19 protein-coding genes are annotated in these 18,771 nt (G+C 72.6%); 11 read left to right on the top strand and 8 right to left on the bottom strand.

The features are described 5' to 3' along the window. The first annotated feature begins 93 nt into the window (after positions 1-93). The 4 genes from pstS to pstB are packed head-to-tail and all read left to right on the top strand — an operon-like array spanning position 94 to position 4,208. Positions 94-1,197 carry a phosphate ABC transporter substrate-binding protein PstS gene (gene pstS / locus RMN56_RS14185; RefSeq protein ID WP_313724234.1) on the top strand — a complete coding sequence of 368 codons (1,104 nt, stop codon included), beginning with the start codon at positions 94-96 and terminating at the stop codon, positions 1,195-1,197. 43 nt (positions 1,198-1,240) lie between these two features. After that, complete coding sequence (gene pstC / locus RMN56_RS14180; protein WP_313724233.1) at positions 1,241-2,326, top strand: phosphate ABC transporter permease subunit PstC; 1,086 nt, start codon at positions 1,241-1,243, stop codon at positions 2,324-2,326. After that, positions 2,323-3,411 (top strand): phosphate ABC transporter permease PstA, encoded by a 1,089-nt coding sequence (gene pstA, locus RMN56_RS14175; RefSeq protein WP_313724232.1) that lies wholly within the window; start codon positions 2,323-2,325, stop codon positions 3,409-3,411. The genes pstC and pstA overlap by 4 nt, the downstream gene beginning before the upstream one ends. Positions 3,412-3,431: 20 nt before the next feature. Next, positions 3,432-4,208 (top strand): phosphate ABC transporter ATP-binding protein PstB, encoded by a 777-nt coding sequence (gene pstB, locus RMN56_RS14170; RefSeq protein WP_313724231.1) that lies wholly within the window; start codon positions 3,432-3,434, stop codon positions 4,206-4,208. Positions 4,209-4,285: 77 nt separating this feature from the next. On the opposite strand, the gene RMN56_RS14165 is transcribed toward pstB, so the two are convergent. Continuing rightward, positions 4,286-5,476 carry an epoxide hydrolase family protein gene (locus tag RMN56_RS14165; RefSeq protein WP_313724230.1) on the bottom strand — a complete coding sequence of 397 codons (1,191 nt, stop codon included), beginning with the start codon at positions 5,474-5,476 and terminating at the stop codon, positions 4,286-4,288. 63 nt (positions 5,477-5,539) lie between these two features. Here RMN56_RS14165 and RMN56_RS14160 point away from each other — a divergent pair, with 63 nt between their 5' ends. After that, the gene (locus RMN56_RS14160; protein WP_313724229.1) at positions 5,540-6,496 is read left to right on the top strand and encodes a helix-turn-helix transcriptional regulator; all 957 of its coding nucleotides are present in this window, start codon (positions 5,540-5,542) and stop codon (positions 6,494-6,496) included. A 3-nt stretch (positions 6,497-6,499) separates the two neighbouring features. Here the strand turns inward: RMN56_RS14160 and RMN56_RS14155 are convergent, their stop codons facing one another. Together RMN56_RS14155 and RMN56_RS14150 are read right to left on the bottom strand one after the other, a co-directional pair. Continuing rightward, a complete protein-coding gene (locus RMN56_RS14155; protein WP_313724228.1) occupies positions 6,500-7,327 on the bottom strand; it encodes an NUDIX hydrolase in 828 nt (275 codons plus the stop codon). A gap of 66 nt (positions 7,328-7,393) precedes the next feature. Beyond that, a complete protein-coding gene (locus tag RMN56_RS14150; protein ID WP_313724227.1) occupies positions 7,394-8,272 on the bottom strand; it encodes a sigma-70 family RNA polymerase sigma factor in 879 nt (292 codons plus the stop codon). A gap of 83 nt (positions 8,273-8,355) precedes the next feature. Here RMN56_RS14150 and RMN56_RS14145 point away from each other — a divergent pair, with 83 nt between their 5' ends. Further along, positions 8,356-8,802: a carboxymuconolactone decarboxylase family protein gene (locus tag RMN56_RS14145; RefSeq protein WP_313724226.1), complete on the top strand. Its 447-nt coding sequence runs from the start codon at positions 8,356-8,358 to the stop codon at positions 8,800-8,802. A gap of 240 nt (positions 8,803-9,042) precedes the next feature. Here RMN56_RS14145 and RMN56_RS14140 read toward each other — a convergent pair whose 3' ends face one another. Continuing rightward, the gene (locus tag RMN56_RS14140) at positions 9,043-9,240 is read right to left on the bottom strand and encodes a hypothetical protein (protein ID WP_313724225.1); all 198 of its coding nucleotides are present in this window, start codon (positions 9,238-9,240) and stop codon (positions 9,043-9,045) included. 435 nt (positions 9,241-9,675) lie between these two features. On the opposite strand from RMN56_RS14140, the gene RMN56_RS14135 reads away from it, so the two are divergent. The 3 genes from RMN56_RS14135 (at position 9,676) to RMN56_RS14125 (ending at position 12,084) form a co-directional block, all read left to right on the top strand. Then, positions 9,676-10,416: a helix-turn-helix domain-containing protein gene (locus RMN56_RS14135; protein ID WP_313724224.1), complete on the top strand. Its 741-nt coding sequence runs from the start codon at positions 9,676-9,678 to the stop codon at positions 10,414-10,416. 50 nt (positions 10,417-10,466) lie between these two features. Continuing rightward, a complete protein-coding gene (locus RMN56_RS14130) occupies positions 10,467-11,054 on the top strand; it encodes a DinB family protein (protein ID WP_313724223.1) in 588 nt (195 codons plus the stop codon). 61 nt (positions 11,055-11,115) lie between these two features. Further along, a complete protein-coding gene (locus RMN56_RS14125) occupies positions 11,116-12,084 on the top strand; it encodes a Gfo/Idh/MocA family protein (protein WP_313724222.1) in 969 nt (322 codons plus the stop codon). 43 nt (positions 12,085-12,127) lie between these two features. On the opposite strand, the gene RMN56_RS14120 is transcribed toward RMN56_RS14125, so the two are convergent. The 3 genes from RMN56_RS14120 to RMN56_RS14110 form a co-directional block, all read right to left on the bottom strand. Further along, positions 12,128-13,132, bottom strand: a complete 1,005-nt coding sequence (locus RMN56_RS14120) for an inorganic phosphate transporter (RefSeq protein ID WP_313724221.1) — start codon at positions 13,130-13,132, stop codon at positions 12,128-12,130. Positions 13,133-13,136: 4 nt separating this feature from the next. After that, positions 13,137-13,763, bottom strand: a complete 627-nt coding sequence (locus RMN56_RS14115) for a DUF47 domain-containing protein (protein WP_148431186.1) — start codon at positions 13,761-13,763, stop codon at positions 13,137-13,139. Between the two features lie 120 nt (positions 13,764-13,883). After that, the gene (locus RMN56_RS14110) at positions 13,884-14,873 is read right to left on the bottom strand and encodes a PPK2 family polyphosphate kinase (protein ID WP_313724220.1); all 990 of its coding nucleotides are present in this window, start codon (positions 14,871-14,873) and stop codon (positions 13,884-13,886) included. A gap of 89 nt (positions 14,874-14,962) precedes the next feature. On the opposite strand from RMN56_RS14110, the gene sigJ reads away from it, so the two are divergent. Further along, a complete protein-coding gene (gene sigJ, locus RMN56_RS14105; protein ID WP_313724219.1) occupies positions 14,963-15,946 on the top strand; it encodes an RNA polymerase sigma factor SigJ in 984 nt (327 codons plus the stop codon). Positions 15,947-15,953: 7 nt separating this feature from the next. On the opposite strand, the gene RMN56_RS14100 is transcribed toward sigJ, so the two are convergent. Further along, on the bottom strand, positions 15,954-16,460 hold the full coding sequence (locus tag RMN56_RS14100; protein ID WP_262282840.1) for a DUF402 domain-containing protein: 507 nt from the start codon (positions 16,458-16,460) through the stop codon (positions 15,954-15,956). Positions 16,461-16,584: 124 nt separating this feature from the next. Between RMN56_RS14100 and RMN56_RS14095 the strand changes: the two genes are divergently transcribed. Next, positions 16,585-18,720 carry an ATP-dependent DNA helicase gene (locus RMN56_RS14095; RefSeq protein WP_313724218.1) on the top strand — a complete coding sequence of 712 codons (2,136 nt, stop codon included), beginning with the start codon at positions 16,585-16,587 and terminating at the stop codon, positions 18,718-18,720. Positions 18,721-18,771: the final 51 nt, after the last annotated feature.

The raw sequence follows: 18,771 nt of genomic DNA, 5'->3' as shown, positions 1-18,771 counted from the left end.
CTACCTGGCACTTCTACCTTTCCTTTCAGCCGGTCAGCGCCGGCACCCGGGAGACCGGGCGACCTGACAAAGACGTGAAGGGAAACCCCTCAGGTGAAGCTCCAGCGGCACGGCGCCATTGCCTGCCTCGCTCTTACCGCGGTGCTCGGTCTCAGCGCCTGCGGCTCGGACAACAACGAGCCGACCGGCACCTCCGCCTCCGGCTCCGCGGCCGCGGTCGACTGCGGCAAGGGCACGCTGAACGCGCAGGGTTCCTCCGCGCAGAAGAACGCCATGTCCGAGTGGATCAAGGCGTACCAGCAGCAGTGCGCCGGCACCACGATCAACTACGAGCCCACCGGCTCGGGCGCCGGCATCCAGGCCTTCATCGCCGGCACCGCCGACTTCGCCGGCTCCGACTCCGCGCTCAAGCCGGAGGAGCAGCCGCAGGCCGACGCCAAGTGCAGCGGCGGTCAGGCCCTCAACCTGCCGATGGTCATCGGCCCGGTGGCCATCGTCTACAACGTCAGCGGCGTGGACAACCTCCAGCTCACCCCGGCCACCCTGGCGAAGGTCTTCGCCGGCAAGGTGACCAAGTGGGACGACCCGGCGATCAAGGCCGACAACCCGGACGCGAAGCTGCCGTCCACCGCGATCCAGGCGGTGCACCGCTCCGACGAGTCGGGCACCACCGACAACTTCACCAAGTACCTGTCGAAGACCGCCGAGTCCGACTGGACCTTCGGCAACGCCAAGGCCTGGAAGGCCCCGGGCGGCGTCGGCGCGGCCAAGTCCGACGGTGTGGCCAGCAAGGTCAAGGGCACCGACGGCACCATCAGCTACGTCGAGTGGTCCTACGCCGAGAACGGCGGCCTGAAGAAGGCCAAGGTCAAGAACGGTGCCGGTGAGTTCGCCGAGCTGACCGCCGAGTCGGCCGGCAAGACCATCGCCGGGGCCAAGATCGAGGGCCAGGGCAACGACCTCAAGATGTCGATCGACTACAACACCACGGAGGCCGGGGCGTACCCGATCGTCCTGGCGACCTACGAGATCGTCTGCAGCAAGGGCCTCGCGGCCGACAAGCTGCCGCTGGTCAAGGGCCTGCTGAGCCACGCCGCCAGCGCCGAGGGCCAGCAGGACCTGGTCGAGCTGGGCTACGCCCCGCTGCCCGAGTCGGTCCGCGCCAAGGTCGAGACCGCGGTCAAGAGCCTCTCCTGACGCGCTGACCCCACACACCTCCTCTACCGAAGCGAGCGAGCAGATGGGTGACACCCCTCACCGCTCGGCGCACGCCGGCACCGGCGGGACCCGCGTGGCCACGAGCCACGAGTGGCCCGCCGGTGCCTCGGCGCGTGTGGCCGAGCCCTCCGGCATCCCTGGCATTCCCGACAACGGCCTGGGTGGCGGCGGCGGGCTGCCCCGGGCCCGGGCCTTCGGCGCGGAACGCGCGTTCCGTGGCCTGACCCTGGCCGCCGGCACCACCGTCCTGGTGGTCATCGCGGCCATCGCGATCTTCCTGATCGCCAAGGCCGTGCCGGCGCTGCGGGACAACAGCGAGTCCTTCTGGACCTTCGAGGGCTGGTTCCCGAACGACGACCCGCCGAAGTTCGGCATCGGCGCACTCGCCTTCGGCACCGTGCTCACCGCGCTGCTCGCCCTGCTCATGGCGGTGCCGGTGGCGCTGGGCATCGCCCTCTACCTGTCGCACTACGCCCCGCGCCGGCTGGGCAACGCCCTCGGCTTCCTCATCGACCTGCTGGCCGCCGTGCCGAGCGTGGTCTTCGGGCTCTGGGGCCGGGACTACTTCGCCCAGCCGGTCGCCGACCTGTCGGCCTGGCTGCACCGGTACTTCGGCTGGATCCCGATCTTCGGCGACGGCCCGTACGGGAACTCGATCCTGCTCGGCTCGGTGGTGCTGGCGATCATGGTGCTGCCCATCGTCACCTCGCTCTCCCGCGAGGTGTTCCGGCAGACCCCGACCGCCAACGAGGAGGCCGCCCTCGCCCTGGGCGCCACCCGCTGGGAGATGGTCCGCACCGCGGTCCTGCCCTACGGCCGGCCGGGCGTGATCGCCGCGGTGATGCTGGGCCTGGGCCGCGCGCTCGGCGAGACCATCGCCCTGGCGCTGACCCTCGGCTCCACCTACGCCATCTCGTTCAACGTCCTGCAGAGCGGCGGCAACTCGATCGCCGCGAACATCGCGAACCGGTTCGCCGAGGCGAACGACACCGGCCGGGGCGCGCTGATCGCCTCCGGCCTGGTGCTCTTCGCGATCACGCTGATCGTCAACATCACCGCGCGGGCGATCATCCACCGCCGCCGCGAGTTCACGGAGTCGGCCGCATGACCACCACCGTCACCTCCCACCGCCCGCAGCCCCCGGCCCAGCCGCTCACGCTGCGGGCCCGGCGACTTCCGGCGTACGCCGCGCCCGTCATCGCCGTGGTGGCGCTGCTGGCCTCGGCCGGTATCGTCTACGGTGCCGGCATCGGCGGCCCGGTCCTGGTCGTGGTCCTCGGCGCGCTGCTCTACCTGGCCGGCCTCTTCGCCGCCGCGAACGCGGTGGAGGGCCGCCGGGCCGCCCGCAACCGGACCTGGAGCGCGCTCATCCACTCCGCCTTCGTGCTGGCGGTGCTGCCGCTGGCCTCGGTGGTCTGGACCCTGGTCAGCAAGGGCTCCGAGCGGCTGGACGGCAACTTCTTCGGCACCTCGATGAACAACATCGGGGCCCGGGACGCCAACGGCGGCGCCTACCACGCCATCATCGGCACCCTGGAGCAGGTCGGCATCGCCACGCTGATCACCGTCCCGCTCGGCGTGCTCTGCGCGATCTACATCGTCGAGTACGGCCGGGGCCGGTTCGCCTTCACCATCCGCTTCTTCGTGGACGTGATGACCGGCATCCCGTCGATCGTCACCGGCCTGTTCGTGCTGGCCTTCTGGGTGCTGATCGTGTCGCCGTGGTTCAACGACGGCCGGCCGGGCTTCTCCGGCTTCGCCGCCGCGCTGGCCCTGAGCGTGCTCATGCTGCCGACCGTGGTCCGGTCCACCGAGGAGATGCTGCGCCTCGTACCGGCCCCGCTGCGCGAGGGCGCCTACGCCCTCGGCGTACCGAAGTGGAAGACCATCCTGCGGGTCGTGCTGCCGACCGCGCTGCCCGGCATCGTCACCGGCATCATGCTCGCCATCGCGCGGGCGGCCGGCGAGACCGCGCCGGTGCTGCTCGTGGCCGGCGGCGGCGCCGCGATCAACTTCAACCCGTTCGAGAACAACCAGTCGTCGCTGGCCCTCTTCGTCTACCAGCAGGCCGGCGAGGCCTCGAAGTACTCGCCGGCACGGGCGTGGACCGCGGCGCTGACCCTGGTCGCCCTCGTCCTCGTCCTGACCGTCGCGGCGAAGTTGCTGGCCCGTCGTAACCGGCTCGGCCGATGAACCCCGGAGGTACCACCACCATGGCCAAGCGCATCGAAGCCACCGACGTCTCCGCCTACTACGGCGGGTTCAAGGCGATCGAGAACATCAACCTGACCGTCGAGCCGAAGACGGTCACCGCCCTGATCGGCCCGTCCGGCTGCGGCAAGTCCACCTTCCTGCGGTCGGTCAACCGGATGCACGAGGTGCTCCCGGGCGCCCGGGTCGAGGGCAGCCTGACCATCGACGGCCAGGACGTCTACGACCGGGACGTCGACGTCACCGCGGTGCGGCGGATGATCGGAATGGTCTTCCAGCGGCCGAACCCGTTCCCCACCATGAGCATCTTCGAGAACGTGGTGGCCGGCCTGCGGCTCAACGGCGTGCGGCGCAAGTCGATCCTGGAGGAGGCCGCCGAGAAGGCGCTCCGCTCGGCGAACCTCTGGGACGAGGTGAAGGACCGGCTCGGCAAGCCGGGCGCCGGCCTCTCCGGCGGTCAGCAGCAGCGGCTCTGCATCGCCCGCACCATCGCCGTCGAGCCGCAGGTGGTGCTGATGGACGAGCCCTGCTCGGCGCTGGACCCGATCTCCACGCTGGCCATCGAGGACCTGATGTTCCAGCTCAAGGACAAGTTCACCATCATCATCGTCACGCACAACATGCAGCAGGCCGCGCGGGTGTCGGACCGGACCGCCTTCTTCTCCATCGAGAAGACCGGTGACCCGGGCCGGCTGATCGAGTACGACAACACCCAGAAGATCTTCAGCAACCCGAGCCAGAAGAAGACCGAGGACTACATCACCGGCCGCTTCGGCTGAGGTGCAAGGAAGGGCCCCTTCTTAACGCCTACGGCATAGGAAGGGGCCCTTCTTAACACCCGTCCCCGGGTACGCGCTCAGCGCAGCGCGGCGAAGAACTCCCGGAGGTCCGCCACGAACAGGTCGGGCACCTGGTGCGCGGCGAAGTGCCCGCCCCGGTCGTACGTGTGCCAGCTGACGATGTTCTTGTGGTCCCGCTCGGCGAGGGTGCGGATCGACTGGAAGTCCCAGGCGAAGTTGGCCAGGCCGAGCGGCACCGTGGTCGGCTCCGGCGCCGCCGCGCCCCGCCCGTTGACCTTCTGCGTCGGGTGTACGGCCTCGGCGTCCTCGTAGTAGTAGCGGGCCGCCGAGGCCGCCGTGTTGGTCAGCCAGTAGATGGTCGTGTTGGTGAGGACGTGGTCGGCGTCGATCTGGTCGCCCATGAGCTGGCCCAGCCAGCCGAGCAGGCCCACCGGCGAGTCGGCCAGCGCGTGGGCCACGTTCTGCGGCTCGGTCGAGTGCAGCTTGTCGTAGCCGCCCCGCCGCTGCACGAACCAATCGGCGAACGCCACCTTGCCCCGCTCCTCCTCGGTGAGGGCGGCCAGTTCGGCCGGGTCACCGGACGGCAGGGAGAAGACCTGCGTGACGTGCACCCCCAGCACGTGCTCCGGGTCGGCCCGGCCCACCTCCGGCGACACGAACGCGCCGAGGTCGTTGCCGGCCGCGCCGTACCGCTCGTAGCCGAGGCGGCGCATCAGCTCGGCCCAGGCGCGGGCCACCCGGTGGCGGTTCCAGCCGCGCTCCCGGGTCGGCCCGGAGAAGCCGAACCCCGGCACCGACGGGACCACCAGGTGGAAGGCCTCGCCCGGGTCGCCGCCGTGCGCCCGCGGGTCGGTCAGCGGACCGATCACGTCCAGCCACTCCGCGACGGTGCCCGGCCAGCCGTGGGTGAGGATCAGCGGGGTGGCGTCCGGCTCGGGCGAGCGGACGTGCAGGAAGTGCACCCGCTGGCCGTCGATCTCGGTGGTGAACTGCGGGTACGCGTTGAGCCGCGCCTCCCACTCCCGCCAGTCGTAGGTGGTGCGCCAGCGCTCGGCCAGCCGCCGCACCCAGCTCAGCGGGACGCCGTACTCCCAGCCGGGCGGGATCGGGCCGGCGGGGGCGGCCGGGTCGGGGTCGGCGGGCAGCTCCTCGGCCCAGCGGGTCCGGGCCAGCCGGTCGGCGAGGTCGTCCAGGTCGGCCTGCGGGACGTCGATACGGAACGGGACGATCGCGGTGTTGTCTGCCATGCCCCTGAGCGTAGGAAGGGATTAGGAACGGTCCGTTCCTAATCCGGTGGCAGAATCCGGGAAATGTTGGAGACCTCGGCGCGGCTGCTGCGTCTGCTCTCGCTGCTGCAGACCCCGCGCGACTGGACCGGCGCCGAACTGGCCGAGCGCCTCGCGGTGAGCGCCCGGACCGTGCGCAACGACGTGGAGCGGCTGCGCGAGCTCGGCTACCCGGTGCACGGCACCCGGGGCGCGGTCGGCGGCTACCGGCTGGGCGCCGGAGCGGCCCTGCCTCCGCTGCTCCTGGACGACGAGGAGGCGGTGGCGGTGGCGGTCGGGCTGCGGACCGCCGCTGGCGGAAGCGTCGCCGGCATCGAGGAGACCTCGCTGCGGGCGCTGGCCAAACTGGAGCAGGTGCTCCCCCACCGGCTGCGCCGACGGGTCACCGCCCTGCACACGCACACCGTCCGCGTGCCGCACGACCAGCCCGGCCCGACCGTGGACGCCGGGACGCTCAGCGTGATCGGGGCGGCCTGCCGGGACCGGGAGCGGCTGCGGTTCGACTACGTCCGGCACGACGGGACCGCGGACCGGCGGGAGGTCGAGCCGTACCGGCTGGTCAACTGGGGCCGGCGCTGGTACCTGGTGGCCTTCGACCCGGCGCGGGACGACTGGCGCACCTTCCGGGTCGACCGGCTCAGCCCGCGTACCCCGACGGGTCCGCGGTTCGCGGCGCGCGAGCTGCCCGGGGACGTGGTGGACCGCGTGCGGCACGGGGTCTCCTCGGCCGCCTGGCGGCACCGGGCGCGCGTCCGCGTGCACGCCCCCGCCGAGGTGGTGGCCGACCGGATCAACCCGGCCGTCGGCACCGTCGAGCCGGCCGGCGACGCGGCCTGCGTCCTGCACACGGGCGCCGACCGGCTGGAGACGATCGCGGTCTGGCTCGGCCTGCTCGACCTCGACTTCACCATGGAGGACCCGCCCGAGCTGGCCGACCTCCTGCGCTCCCTCGCGGAGCGCTACCTCCGCGCCGCCGGCTGACCCTCAGGAGAGACGGAAGCGGGGCGCCTCGGCGTCGGAGAGGTCGAGGTGCGGGGTGACCGGAATGCCGGGGTCGCGCCCGTCCGCCGCGCGGGCCACACCGGCCAGGTCGCCGGCGGCGGCGACCTCGCCGAGGGTCACCATCGTGGGCGGCAGCATGGTCAGCTCGCCGGCCTCCGCCCGCGCCAGGGCGTCCGCCGGGCGCAGCCACAGCGTGTGGTCGGCCTCGCCGGAGACGTCCCGGGTCCGCTGCCCCTCCGGCAGCAGGGCGACGAAAAAGTACGTGTCGAAGCGGCGCGGCTCGAACTCCGGGGTGATCCACCGGCTCCACGGCAGCAGCAGGTCGGACCGGAGGGTGAGCCCCTTCCCGGCCAGCAGGTCGGCGAAGCCGGTCCGCCGGGCCACCAGGTCCTGCCGGGCCGCCTCCCAGTCATCCCCGCTCACGTCCCCGACCACGGTCCCGCCGTCCGGGCCGGCCAGCAGCACGCCCGCCTCCTCGAAGACCTCCCGGGCGGCGGCGCAGACGACCGCCTGCGCGGCGGCCGGGTCGAGGTGGAGCCGCTCGCCCCACCCGGCCGGCGTCGGGCCGGCCCAGTCCAGGTGCGCCTGCGAGTCGGAGCGGTCCACGCCGCCGCCGGGGAAGGCGTACATCCCGCCGAACGTCATCGCGGCCACCCGGCGGATCAGGTACACCTCGAAGTCGGCGCCGGCCGGGCGGAGCAGCAGCACGGTGGCGGCGACCCGCGGCACGGCCGGCACACCACCCTCGGCGCGGAACCGGCGGGCGTGCTCCACCAGGGCGGGGGGTGCGGCGAAGCCGTCGATCGTCATGCCCCGAGCCTAGGTCGTGCTTCGGCAGTGGTGTCACGGCCTCTGGTGGCCGGCCTGGCCGTCCGGTCACGCCGGTCCCGGCAGGTCCACCAGCGCGAGCTTGGCCGGGTCGACCAGGGCCGTGATGTCGGTGATGCGGCCGTCGACGACGGTGAACGCGAGGACCGAGAGCAGGGTGCCGTCCTCGCCCCAGGACACGACTCCGGGGAGGCCGTTGACGACCGCCGCACGCCCCAGGTCGGCTGCACCGGCGGCCAGCTGCGCGCCGAGGGCGACCCTCGTGGCGCCGAGGGTGACGACCACGCCGGCGGGGGCGTCGACGGTCAGTCTCACCTCGGGGTCGAGCACCCGTAGCAACTCCTCGAACTCTCCGTGGCGGGCCGCCGCCAGGAAGGACTGGACCACCTCCCGCTCCTCCCGTCCGACGCGGGTCGGCCGGTCGGCCGCCTGCACCTTCCGGCGGGCGCGGCTGGCCAGCATCTTGGTCGCATCGGTGCACCTGCCGAGGACCTTGCCGATCTCGTCGAACGGCACCGCGAACAGGTCGTGCAGCACGAAGGCCAGCCGTTCACTCGGCCGGAGCGACTCGAGTACGACGAGGAGCGCGAGCCCGACCGAGTCGGCCAGCACGGCGTCGTCCTCGGGAGCAGGACCGTCGTCGAGCGTCACCACGACCTCGGGCGGACCTTCGTCGTAGGGCGCCTCGGGACGGATCCGCCGCGAGCGCAGGATGTCGAGACTGATCCGCCCGACCACTGTGGTCAGCCAGCCGGCGAGGTTGTCGATGGCCGCCGCATCCTGGCGGGAGAGCCGCAGCCATGCGTCCTGGACCGCGTCCTCGGCGTCGGCGTGTGATCCGAGCATGCGGTAGGCGACCGCGTGCAGCCGCTCGCGCTGGGACTCGAAAGCGTCGGTCATCGAGTCCGTCGGGGTGGTGTCGGACATGTTGTTACCTTCCTCGGAACTGCTCCGTCATGGGTGATGACGGGCCCGATCGGGCTCAGGTAGCCGATGAAGGAGCAGGACCATTGAAAGCTGGTACGACGAGCGCGCCGAACACCGACCTGGTCACCGCGATCCGGCACCTCCACAAGGCCATTGCCGGCGGGGGCGTCGACCAGCGCCTGCTGTCGCTGGTTCACCTGCGCGCCAGCCAGATCAACGGTTGCGCGCCGTGCGTCTTCGCCGGTGTCGCGGCGGCGAAGAAGGCCGGTGAGACGGAGCAGCGGCTGCACAACGTGGTCGCGTGGCGGGAGACGCCCTTCACCGATGAGGAGCGGGCGGCACTCCTGCTCACCGAGGCCGTCACCCGCATCCAGGACGGCGCGGCGGGCGTGACCGACGAGATCTGGGACGCCGCCGCCGGCCACTTCACCGGGGAGCAGCTCAACGCGATCATCCTGGAGATCGCGTTGACCAACTTCTTCAACCGGATCAACCGCGCGACCCGGGAACAGGCCGGCAAGACCTGGTGAGCCGGGCGGGGCGTCATCACCTGGGCCGTGCCCGAAGCCGCGGGATGGCGCCCCTCCGACCAGCACGCCGGACACGCCCGCATCACGGCGCGTCGTCGGCAGTCCGTGGGCAACCGCGGTCGTCACCCCGTCCGCCGCCAACCACACCCCTCCTCACCCGCCTTTGCTCTGCTGCGGCAGAGATGCCGGGGCCGGGGGCGGCAGGGCGTTCGCCGGGCCAGGCGAGGTGGGCCGCTCGGCTCACCGGAGCCTCAGCGCGATCGCGCGAGCCTCCTCGTCGGTCAGCGGCAGGAAGTAGAGGAAGCGCTTGACGATCTCGGGCGGCGTCGGGCCGCCGGGTCTTCCGCGAAGGTCCCGGATCGCCCTCCGGGTGATCCGGGAGAACTCGGGGATGAGAGTCGCCCGACGTTCTGCCGTCGTGGGCGCGGACCGCAGCACCGGACAAGGCCAGGGCTGGCCGCACTGGTCGCACGTCCAGGCCGGGCCGTTCGCGACGTGCGCCGAAGTAGGAGCCGGGCGGGAAGGCGCCTGCCGGCGCGACACCGGAACGACGTTCGTCACCCGGCCCGGGCCTCGGTGGGGCGGAATCACCGGCCCGATCGGTCCCGGCACAACCGGGAGGGCCGGCGGAGGGTCACGCCGCGGCTGCGCGGGCTTCGGCTGCGGCGTCTGGTCAGGCATGGCGCTCCCCTCGTGCAGCGATCAGGGAGGGGCCGCCGCCTGAGTGCTCGCCCTTGTCGACGGCCCCACCGAACGCGACCGCCGGGCTTCGCCTCCACCGACCGCGCTGCTACGCGAAACGCTCGCAGCGAGGTGCGGACGGTTGAACCGCCGGCGTGCGACCATCGAGGGACGTCTAGGAAAGGTCCCTCGATGCCACGAAACGACGTGCTCCGCGACGCGCTGACGATGGCGGGCATGACGGTTGGCGACCTGGCCGCAAAGTGCCATGTGGACACAAAGACGGTCGAGCGGTGGATCAGTCGGGGTCGCCTTCCCCACCCACGTTCCCGAGTGCGCGCCGCCGAGGTGCTGGGTAAGGATGTTGACGTGCTCTGGCCCGAAGTTGTGCGCCGCGCAGTCAAGGTCGGAAACGATCGCGAACTCGTGGGCGTCTACCCCCGTCGCTCCGACCTTCCGCACTCCCTCTTCCGCGACCTCGTCGAGCGCGCCGGCACCCGGCTGTGGTTCGGTGGATACACCAGCTACTTCCTCTGGCTGGAGGTTCCCCACGCCGCCGCCACGCTCGGCGCGAAGGCCGGCGACGGTGCGGACGTGCGCTTCCTCCTGGGCGACCCGGACAGCGCGGTCACCGCCGACCGCGACCGCATCGAAGCGACACCGCTCAACCTCGCCACGCGCATCGCGATGTCCCGGGCGGAGATCGCAAAGTCACCGACCGAACTACCCGTGCGGTTGTCCGACCGGCACATCGCCATGTCCGTGTGGATCTTCGATGACGAGGCGATCGTGGCGACGCACATCGGCGCATCCCTCGGTCAGGATTCGGTGACCTTGCACCTGCGCCGCCGCGAGGCGGGCGGGCCTTTCGACCGGTACGTCGAGCACTTCGAGGCTCTCTGGGCAGACGCCAAGGTCGCCGAGCACGGCTGACCGGTTCACGGGGCTGCGCCCACCGATGTCGCATGGCAGGGTCCTGGCCCATGATCGATGAGTTCGCGAAAGAGTATCTGCACCACGACCTGCGCGACATCCGCGAGACGATGCTGTGGAAGCTCGACGGATTGCCGGAGTACGACGTACGCCGCCCTCTGACCGCGACCGGAACCAACCTTCTCGGCCTCGTGAAGCACCTGTCGATCACCGAGGCCAGGTATTTCGGCGAGGTCTTCGACCGGCCGTTCCCCGAGCCCCTGCCCCGCTGGGACGCCGCCGACGACGGCACCGACATGTGGGCGAACGAGCACGAGACGCGCGCGGAGATCATCGACCGCTACCGGCGGGTGTGGGCGCACTCGGACGCGACGATCGGCGCCCTCGCCATCGACGCGCCCGGCCATGTGCCCTGGTGGCCGCGCCCGGACGTGAAGCTGTTCAACATCCTGGTCCACGTGCTGGCCGAGACGAGCCGGCACGCCGGCCACGCCGACATCCTGCGCGAACAGCTCGACGGCTCCACGGGGGCGGCAGCCGAGTACGCGCACCTGGAACCCGACAGGGCGACCTGGGCGGCGCGGTGCGCGACGATCGAGCAGGCCGCCCGGGCAGCCGCCGCCAGCGCGCAGCACTGAGCTTTTCCCGACGGGTGGATCTTCGTGCCGGTGGCCCGACGGTCCGGGATAGCGTGCCGGCATGACGCGTTGGGGAATCCTGGCCACCGGAAACATCGCCGCCCGCTTCGCCGAGGACCTGCGGCTGGCGCCGGGGGCCGAGCTGGTGGCGGTCGGCTCGCGTACCCGGGAGAGCGCCGAGCTGTTCGCGAAGCGGCACGGCATCGCCCGGGCGTACGCCTCCTGGGCGGAACTGGCCGCGGACCCGGACGTGGACGTCATCTACGTCGCCACCCCGCACGCCGCGCACCACGAGGCGGCCCTCACCTGCCTGGCCGGCGACAAGGCCGTGCTGGTGGAGAAGCCCTGCACGCTCGACCTGGCCACCACCACGGAGCTGGTCGAGACGGCCCGCGCCCGCGGCCTCTTCCTCATGGAGGCCATGTGGATGCGGACCAACCCGCTGATCCTCCGGGTGCTGGAGCTGATCGCGGACGGGGCGATCGGCGAGGTGACCCACATCCGGGCGGACTTCGGGGCCGCCGGCCCGTTCCCGCCGGAGCACCGGATGCGGGCTCGCACTCTGGGCGGCGGCGCCCTGCTCGACCTCGGCGTCTACCCGCTGAGCCTGGCCCACCTGGTGCTCGGCGTGCCGCAGCAGGTGCAGGCCTGGGCGAAGCTGGGCCCGGAGAAGGTGGACGAGAACACCGGCATCGTCCTGGGCTGGGACTCCGGGGCGGTGGCCACGCTGAGCTGCGGGATGGTCGGCGCCACGGCGATCACCGCCGCGATCACCGGCACGACTGGGCGGATCGACCTGCCGGAGCCGTTCTACCGGCCCGGCGCCGCGGTGCTGCACCGGCTCGGCGCCGAGCCGGAGACCATCCCCGCCGACCTGACGGGCGGCGGCTACCAGCACGAGGCGATCGAGGTGCAGCGCTGCCTGGCGGCCGGGCTGATCGAGAGCCCGCTGGTGCCGCACGCCGCGACCCTGGAGGTGATGGGCCTGCTGGACCACATCAAGGACCGGATCGGCGTCTCCTACGCGTGAGGGGTCCCCCGCGACGACGGGGGACCCCTCACGCGTCAGGCGCTCAGAACAGCGGGCGGACCAGCAGGTACGCGAGGCAGGCGATGGCCGCGGAGGCCGGGAACGTGATGATCCAGGCGATCACGATGTTGCCGGCCACGTTCCAGCGGACCGCGGAGAGCCGCTTGGTCGCGCCCACGCCCATGATCGCCGAGGTGATCGTGTGGGTGGTGGAGATGGGGGCCTTCAGCACCAGGGCGTTGAAGTAGAGCACGGCGCTGGCCACGGTCTCGGCCGCGAAGCCCTCCGGCGGGCCCAGGTCGATGATCTTCCGGCCCAGGGTCCGGATGATCCGCCAGCCGCCCGCGTAGGTGCCGGCCGCCAGCATGGCCGCCGAGGTCCAGAACACCCACTGCGGGATGTGCGTCTTGTTGTCCTGGTAGCCGCCGGTGTAGAGGGCCAGCACGATGATGCCCATGGTCTTCGCGGCGTCCTGCATGCCGTGGCCGACCGACATGGCGGCGGCCGAGGCGGTCTGCGCCCAGCGGAAGCCGCGATTGAGCTTGCCGGGCTGCCCCTTCCGGAACAGCCACAGGATGCCCAGCATCACCAGGAAGCCGAGCACCAGGCCGACCACCGGCGAGAGCACCATCGGGATGAGGACCTTCTCGACGATGTTGCCCCACTGCACGACGCCGTCGGCGGCGAACAGCGTGGCGCCGACCAGGCCGCCGAAGAGGGCGTGCGAGGAGGACGACGGCAGGCCGAAGTACCAGGTGATCAGGTTCCAGGCGATCGCGCCGAGCACGCCGGCGAAGACCACCCCGAGGCTGGCCACCCCGGGCGGCAGGGTGACCAGGCCGTCGCCGACCGTCTTGGCCACCCCGGCGCCGAAGTGCGCGCCGACGAAGTTGCCGACGGCGGCCAGCGCGAGGGCGACCCGGGGCGTCAGCGCCCGGGTGGACACGCTGGTGGCGATCGCGTTCGCCGCGTCATGGAAGCCGTTCGTGTAGTCGAACGCCATGGCGACCACGATCACCGCCAGCACGGCGATGAGTTCGGGGGTCACTGGCTCAGGACTCCTTGACCGCGATGGTCTCGACGGTGTTGGCGACGTGCTCGAAGGCGTCGCAGGCGGCCTCCAGCTCGTCGGCCACCTCCTTCATCTTCAGCACCGTGAGCGCGTCGTACTCACCGCTGAAGAGGCGGACCAGCAGCATCCGGTACGCCTGGTCACCGTCGTTCTCGAGGCGGTTGCACTCGATCCAGTAGTCCTCGAGATCCTTCATCGACTTGAGCCGGGGCATCGCCTCGGCGGTCAGCTTTGCCTGCTGGTCGAGGACGTTCACCAGCTCGTGCATCTCGCGCGGCAGCGACGGCAGCTTGGTGAGGCCGTAGAGGTAGAGCAGGTTGCCGACCGCCTCCAGGTGGTCCATCACGTCGTCGAGCAGCGAGCCCAGCCGGTAGATGTCCTCCCGGTCGAACGGGGTGATGAAGGTGGAGTTGATCTTCTTGTAGAGCTCGTGGGTGATCTGGTCGCTGTCGTGCTCGACCTCGGTGAGCCGCTCGCTCACCGACTGGACCTCGACATCCGGCAGGCCCAGCTCGTTGAGCAGCTCGGTCCCCTTCACCAGGTTCTGCGCGGCCCTGGTGAAGAGCTCGTAGAAGGCGCCCTCGGTGGGACGGAAGGAAAACTTCACAGCACGGACCTCGTCGTGTCGGTGGAAGGGTGGCGGTCGCCCCGGAAGGCGTCTGCTCTGCGCATGCTAGGTACCCGGTGGAACCGGGCAATCGCCGGCCCACCCCTGGTCAGGCCCGATTCACCGCTCGTTCACCTGCCGTTCACCTTGTCCCGTACCGCCCTCGCTCCGCAGCCGGTCCCGCTCCCGCGCGAGGTCGAAATCGGCAGGCGGATACCCCAGATCCAACCCGTCGAACGTCTCCCTGAGCAGGTGCGCCACCGCCCAGTCGCGGTACCACTTCCGGTCCGCCGGCACCACGAACCAGGGCGCGTCGTCCGGGCCGCACCGCTCGATCGCCTCGGCGTACGCGGCCTGGTAATCGTCCCAGTGGGCCCGGGTGTCCAGATCACTCGGGTTGTACTTCCAGTACTTCGTCGGGTCCGTGAGGCGCTCCATCAACCGCTCACCCTGCTCGGCGTGCGAGATGTGCAGCATGACCTTGACCACGGTCACCCCGCTGCCGGTCAGCTCCCGCTCGAAGTCGTTGATCAGGTCGTAGCGGCCCCGCCAGGTGGCCTCGTCGACCAGGCCCTCGACCCGGGCGATCAGCACGTCCTCGTAGTGCGAGCGGTTGAAGACGCCCACGTAGCCGGGGGGCGGGAGGGCCCGGCGGATCCGCCAGAGGAAGTCGTGCCGCCGATCCTCCTCGGTCGGCGGGCCGAACGAGCGGATGTGCAGCCCGAGCGGGTTCATGGCCCCGGCCACCCGCTTGACCGTGCCGTCCTTGCCACCGCAGTCCATGGCCTGGAGCACCAGCAGCACCCGACGCGGGCGGTCGCCGGCCAGGTGGGCGCCGGCCTGGGTGGGTGCGCTGGTCGCGCTGTCCGGGCCGGCCGCGCCCTTCGCGGACGCGTACAGCATCTCCTGCTGCCGGCCGAGCTCCGCGCCGAGCAGCTCGACCTGCCCGCGCGCCCACTCCTTGCGCCGCTTGCCGCGCCCGGCGGCCGCGGGCAGCCCCGGGGTCGACCGGGGATCCACCGCCGCCAGGTCCACCGCGCCCGGGCCCGCCCGGAGCAGATCCCGCATCGACCCGCCCTCGGGTCGCACCACCTCGTCGACACCGCTCATCCCACGATCCTCACCCACCCCGCCCGCCCCCGCCTCCCGAGCGATGTCACGGCGGGGGGCGGCGAAGCCTCCAGGGGTACGGAGGGAGAATGGGACTCCGGCGGGAGGAGCGCGACGTGCACGAGCGGGCGGCGGAGTTCGAGGCGGAACGCGGGCACCTGCTGGCGGTCGCGCAGCGGATGCTGGGCAGCCGGAGCGAGGCCGAGGACGCGGTCCAGGAGACCTGGCTGCGCTACGCGGGCGCGCTCGGCGACCCGGCCGCCCGCGAACAGATCCGTGACCTGCGCGGCTGGCTCACCACCACCTGCTCGCGGATCTGCCTCGACGTGCTTCGGTCCGCCCGGGTGCGCCGCGAGGCGTACCCCGGTCAGTGGCTGCCGGAGCCGGTGGTGAGCGCGGCGCCGGCGGCGGACGGGTTCGCCCCCGACCCGGCGGAGCGGGCGGTCCGGGCCGACCAGCTCGGCACCGCTCTGCTCGTGGTGCTGGAACGGCTGACCCCCGAGCAGCGGGTGGCGTTCGTGCTGCACGACGTCTTCGCCGTGCCGTTCGCCACGGTCGCCGAGGTGCTCGGCACCACCCCGGCGGCGGCCCGGCAGCTCGCCTCGCGCGGCCGCCGCGCGGTCACGGCGCCGGACGTCCCGAAGCACACGGCCGACCTGGCCGAGCAGCACAAGGTGCTCGCCGCCTTCGTGGCGGCGGTCGAGTCCGGCGAGCTGGACCGGCTGGTCGAGGTGCTCGCCCCGGACGTCGTGGTGATCGGCGACAGCGGCGGGCACTTCCCGGCCGCCCGCCGGCCGGTGGTCGGCGCCGAGCTGGCGGGCCGGTTCATCCTCGGCCTCTTCGGCCAGGCCGCCCGCTGGGGCGGCCCGCTGCACGCCCGCCCGGTGCTGGTCGACGGCACGCTGGGCTGGCAGGCGGAGACGGCGTTCCGGGACGGACGGCCGCTGCGGATGGTCACCTCGTTCGCCGTGCACGAGGGGCGGATCACCGGCGTCTTCAACCAGCTCAACCCCGAGAAGGTCGCCCACCTGGACGGGGTGGGGGCCGACGAGGACTGGCCGCCGCGCTACTGAGGCCGGCTCAGACCACCAGGGCCAGCCACTTCCGGTAGGAGGTGGCGAACGGCTCGGTGCCGTCGTCGAGCGCGCCGAGCAGCCAGCGGGCGGCGGCCTCGGCCTCGGCCACCACGTCGTCGGGGTAACCCCAGCGGGCCCGGTGCTCAGCGAACTCGTCCTCGTCGCGCAGCTCGACCAGGCCGGTCTCCCGCCGGCGCACCACGTCCAGGTCGAGATCGACCAGGTGGACCGTCTCCTCGCCCTCCCAGCGGGCCGGGGTGGCGATGTCGCAGTAGACCTCGCTGGTGCGCGGGGGCGGGTTGAACATGCCCGTCCACCAGCCCTGCCGGGGGACCAGCAGGACGAACGGGATCTGCTCCACGGAGGGCCGGCCGTGGTAGACCGACTCGGTGCCGGCCGGGACGCCGAGCCAGACGCCGAGGTCGTCCTCGGCGAGGCGGCGGGCCGGGTAGTCGCGGTGTGCGCTGCCGTCGTACTTGCGGTAGATCACGCGGACCACGTCGCTCGGCATGACTGGCACCCTAACCGATTCCGGCCACGCGACGCGATCGGCAGGTAACCGGACGCGACCCGCCGGCCACGCCACGCGGCGGAGCGACAGGTCCCCTGTCGGCGGAGGCGGGTACGGTCGCACGGTGACCGCGCCCCGCACCGCCACCGGCCCCGTCCCGAAGAAGCGCCGGGGCGGCCGGCCCGGCGGCGAGCTGCTGGCGGCCGCGGTCGGCGCGGTCCCCGGTGGCGCGGCACGCCCCGGCCAGCAGCAGATGGCCGAGGCGATCGAGCGGAGCATCGCCACCGGCGAGCACCTGCTCGTGCAGGCCGGCACCGGCACCGGCAAGTCGCTGGCCTACCTGGCCCCGGCGCTGACCGTGGACGGCCCGGTGGTGGTCTCCACCGCCACCCTGGCGCTGCAGTCCCAGCTGGTCGACCACGACCTGCCCCGGCTGGCCGACGCGGTCGAGCCGGTGCTCGGCCGGCGTCCCACCTTCGCCGTGCTCAAGGGGCGCCACCACTACCTCTGCCTGGCCCGGCTGGACAGCTCGGTCGAGGAGGAGCCCGAGGACACCCTCTTCGACGCGCCGCGCCCCGCCGGCGGCACGAAGTGGCTCGGTGAGGCGGGCCGGCTCGGCAAGCAGATGCAGCGGCTGCGCGACTGGGCCGAGAAGACCGCCACCGGCGACCGGGACGAGCTGGACCCGGGCGTGGACGACCAGGTGTGGCGGAGCATCTCGATGCCGGCCCGGGAGTGCGTGGGCGCCACCCGCTGCCCGTTCGGCCAGGAGTGCTTCGCGGAGGCGTCCCGGGCCCGCGCCCGCGAGGCCGACATCGTGGTGACCAACCACAGCCTGCTCGCCGTCGACATGCTCGCCGGCCGGCACATCGTGCCGCCGCACAAGCTGCTCGTGGTCGACGAGGCGCACGAGCTGGCCGACCGGGTCTCCTCGGCGGCCCAGGCCGAGCTGGAACCCCAGCTCATCGACCGGTCCGCCCGGCGAGCCCGGCCGCTGCTCCGCCCCGAGGTGGCCGAACGCCTCACCGAGGCCGGCGACGCGCTCGCCGTGGGACTGGCCGAGGCGCCGGCCGGGCGGATCACCGCCGGTTTGCCACCCGCGCTGCGCGAGGCCTGCACCCTGCTCGACGCCGCCACCCGGGCCGCGCTGGAGGCGATCGGCGACGTCAAGGCCGACGACCCGGACCCGGTGCGCAAGCAGCAGGCCAAGGCCGTGCTCGACGAGCTGTCGAAGACCGCGCAGCGGCTGCTGGAGGAGGCCGACCACGACGTGGCCTGGGTGGAGAAACCGGAGAACGGCAGCCGCCGGGCGCTGGTGGTGGCGCCGCTCTCCGTCGCCGGCACCCTCGCCACCCACCTCTACGACGAACGCACCGTGGTCGCCACCTCGGCCACCCTGGCGCTGGGCGGCCGGTTCGACACGGTGGCCCGGGCGCTGGGGCTGGACGCGCCGCCGCCCGCCCCGCCGTCCCCGGCCGCCGCCGCGCTGGCCGCGACGGCCGCCGCCGGCCGCACCGGCACCACACCCCCGGTGGCGAGCACCGACGGCAGCCGGGCGGCGATCGGCACCGTCCCGGCCACCGAGGGCCCCGGCTGGACGTCGCTCGACGTCGGCTCGCCCTTCGACTACGCCCGGCAGGGCATCCTGTACGTCGCCGCGCACCTGCCCCGGCCCAGCGTCTCCGGGCTGCCCGAGGCGGCCGGCGAGGAACTGCTGGCGCTGGTCGGCGCGCTCGGTGGGCGTACCCTCGGGCTCTTCTCCTCCCGGCGGGCCGCGCAGCAGGCGGCGGAGCTGCTGCGGGCGCGCACCGACCTGCCGGTGCTGCTCCAGGGCGAGGAGGCCCTGCCGCTGCTGGTCCGCCGGTTCCGGGAGGAGCGGGAGAGCTGCCTGTTCGGCGTGATGTCGCTGTGGCAGGGGGTGGACGTGCCGGGCGACTCCTGCCAGCTCGTGGTGATCGACCGGCTGCCCTTCCCCCGCCCCGACGAGCCCCTGGCCGCGGCCCGGGCGGCGGCCGTGGACGCCGGCGGCGGCTCCGGTTTCGCGGCGGTGAGCGTCCCGATCGCGGCGGTACGGCTGGCCCAGGGGGTCGGCCGGCTGATCCGGGCCACCGGCGACCGCGGCGTGGTAGCGGTGCTCGACTCCCGGCTGGAGACCGCCCGGGGCTACGGCCCGTTCCTGCGCCGCTCGCTGCCCCCGTTCTGGTACACCACCCGCCCCGATGTGGCTCGGGGCGCGCTGGAGCGGCTCGGAAAGGGCTGACGCCCGCGCCTCCCCCGGGCGGGGGCGACGCGGGCGTCCAGGGCTCGGCCG

Source organism: Micromonospora halotolerans (assembly GCF_032108445.1).
Lineage (GTDB): Bacteria > Actinomycetota > Actinomycetes > Mycobacteriales > Micromonosporaceae > Micromonospora > Micromonospora halotolerans.
This window is presented reverse-complemented; position numbering and strand designations above follow the sequence as displayed.

Bases quoted from the DNA above. Each gene is read 5' to 3' on its own strand.
- RMN56_RS14155 (WP_313724228.1), bottom strand. From the start codon at position 7,327: ATGACGATCGACGGCTTCGCCGCACCCCCCGCCCTGGTGGAGCACGCC.
- RMN56_RS14135 (WP_313724224.1), top strand. From the start codon at position 9,676: ATGCCACGAAACGACGTGCTCCGCGACGCGCTGACGATGGCGGGCATG.
- pstB (WP_313724231.1), top strand. From the start codon at position 3,432: ATGGCCAAGCGCATCGAAGCCACCGACGTCTCCGCCTACTACGGCGGG.
- pstC (WP_313724233.1), top strand. From the start codon at position 1,241: ATGGGTGACACCCCTCACCGCTCGGCGCACGCCGGCACCGGCGGGACC.
- sigJ (WP_313724219.1), top strand. From the start codon at position 14,963: ATGGGACTCCGGCGGGAGGAGCGCGACGTGCACGAGCGGGCGGCGGAG.
- pstA (WP_313724232.1), top strand. From the start codon at position 2,323: ATGACCACCACCGTCACCTCCCACCGCCCGCAGCCCCCGGCCCAGCCG.
- RMN56_RS14165 (WP_313724230.1), bottom strand. From the start codon at position 5,476: ATGGCAGACAACACCGCGATCGTCCCGTTCCGTATCGACGTCCCGCAG.
- RMN56_RS14130 (WP_313724223.1), top strand. From the start codon at position 10,467: ATGATCGATGAGTTCGCGAAAGAGTATCTGCACCACGACCTGCGCGAC.
- RMN56_RS14110 (WP_313724220.1), bottom strand. From the start codon at position 14,873: ATGAGCGGTGTCGACGAGGTGGTGCGACCCGAGGGCGGGTCGATGCGG.
- RMN56_RS14150 (WP_313724227.1), bottom strand. From the start codon at position 8,272: ATGTCCGACACCACCCCGACGGACTCGATGACCGACGCTTTCGAGTCC.
- RMN56_RS14160 (WP_313724229.1), top strand. From the start codon at position 5,540: ATGTTGGAGACCTCGGCGCGGCTGCTGCGTCTGCTCTCGCTGCTGCAG.
- RMN56_RS14100 (WP_262282840.1), bottom strand. From the start codon at position 16,460: ATGCCGAGCGACGTGGTCCGCGTGATCTACCGCAAGTACGACGGCAGC.
- RMN56_RS14125 (WP_313724222.1), top strand. From the start codon at position 11,116: ATGACGCGTTGGGGAATCCTGGCCACCGGAAACATCGCCGCCCGCTTC.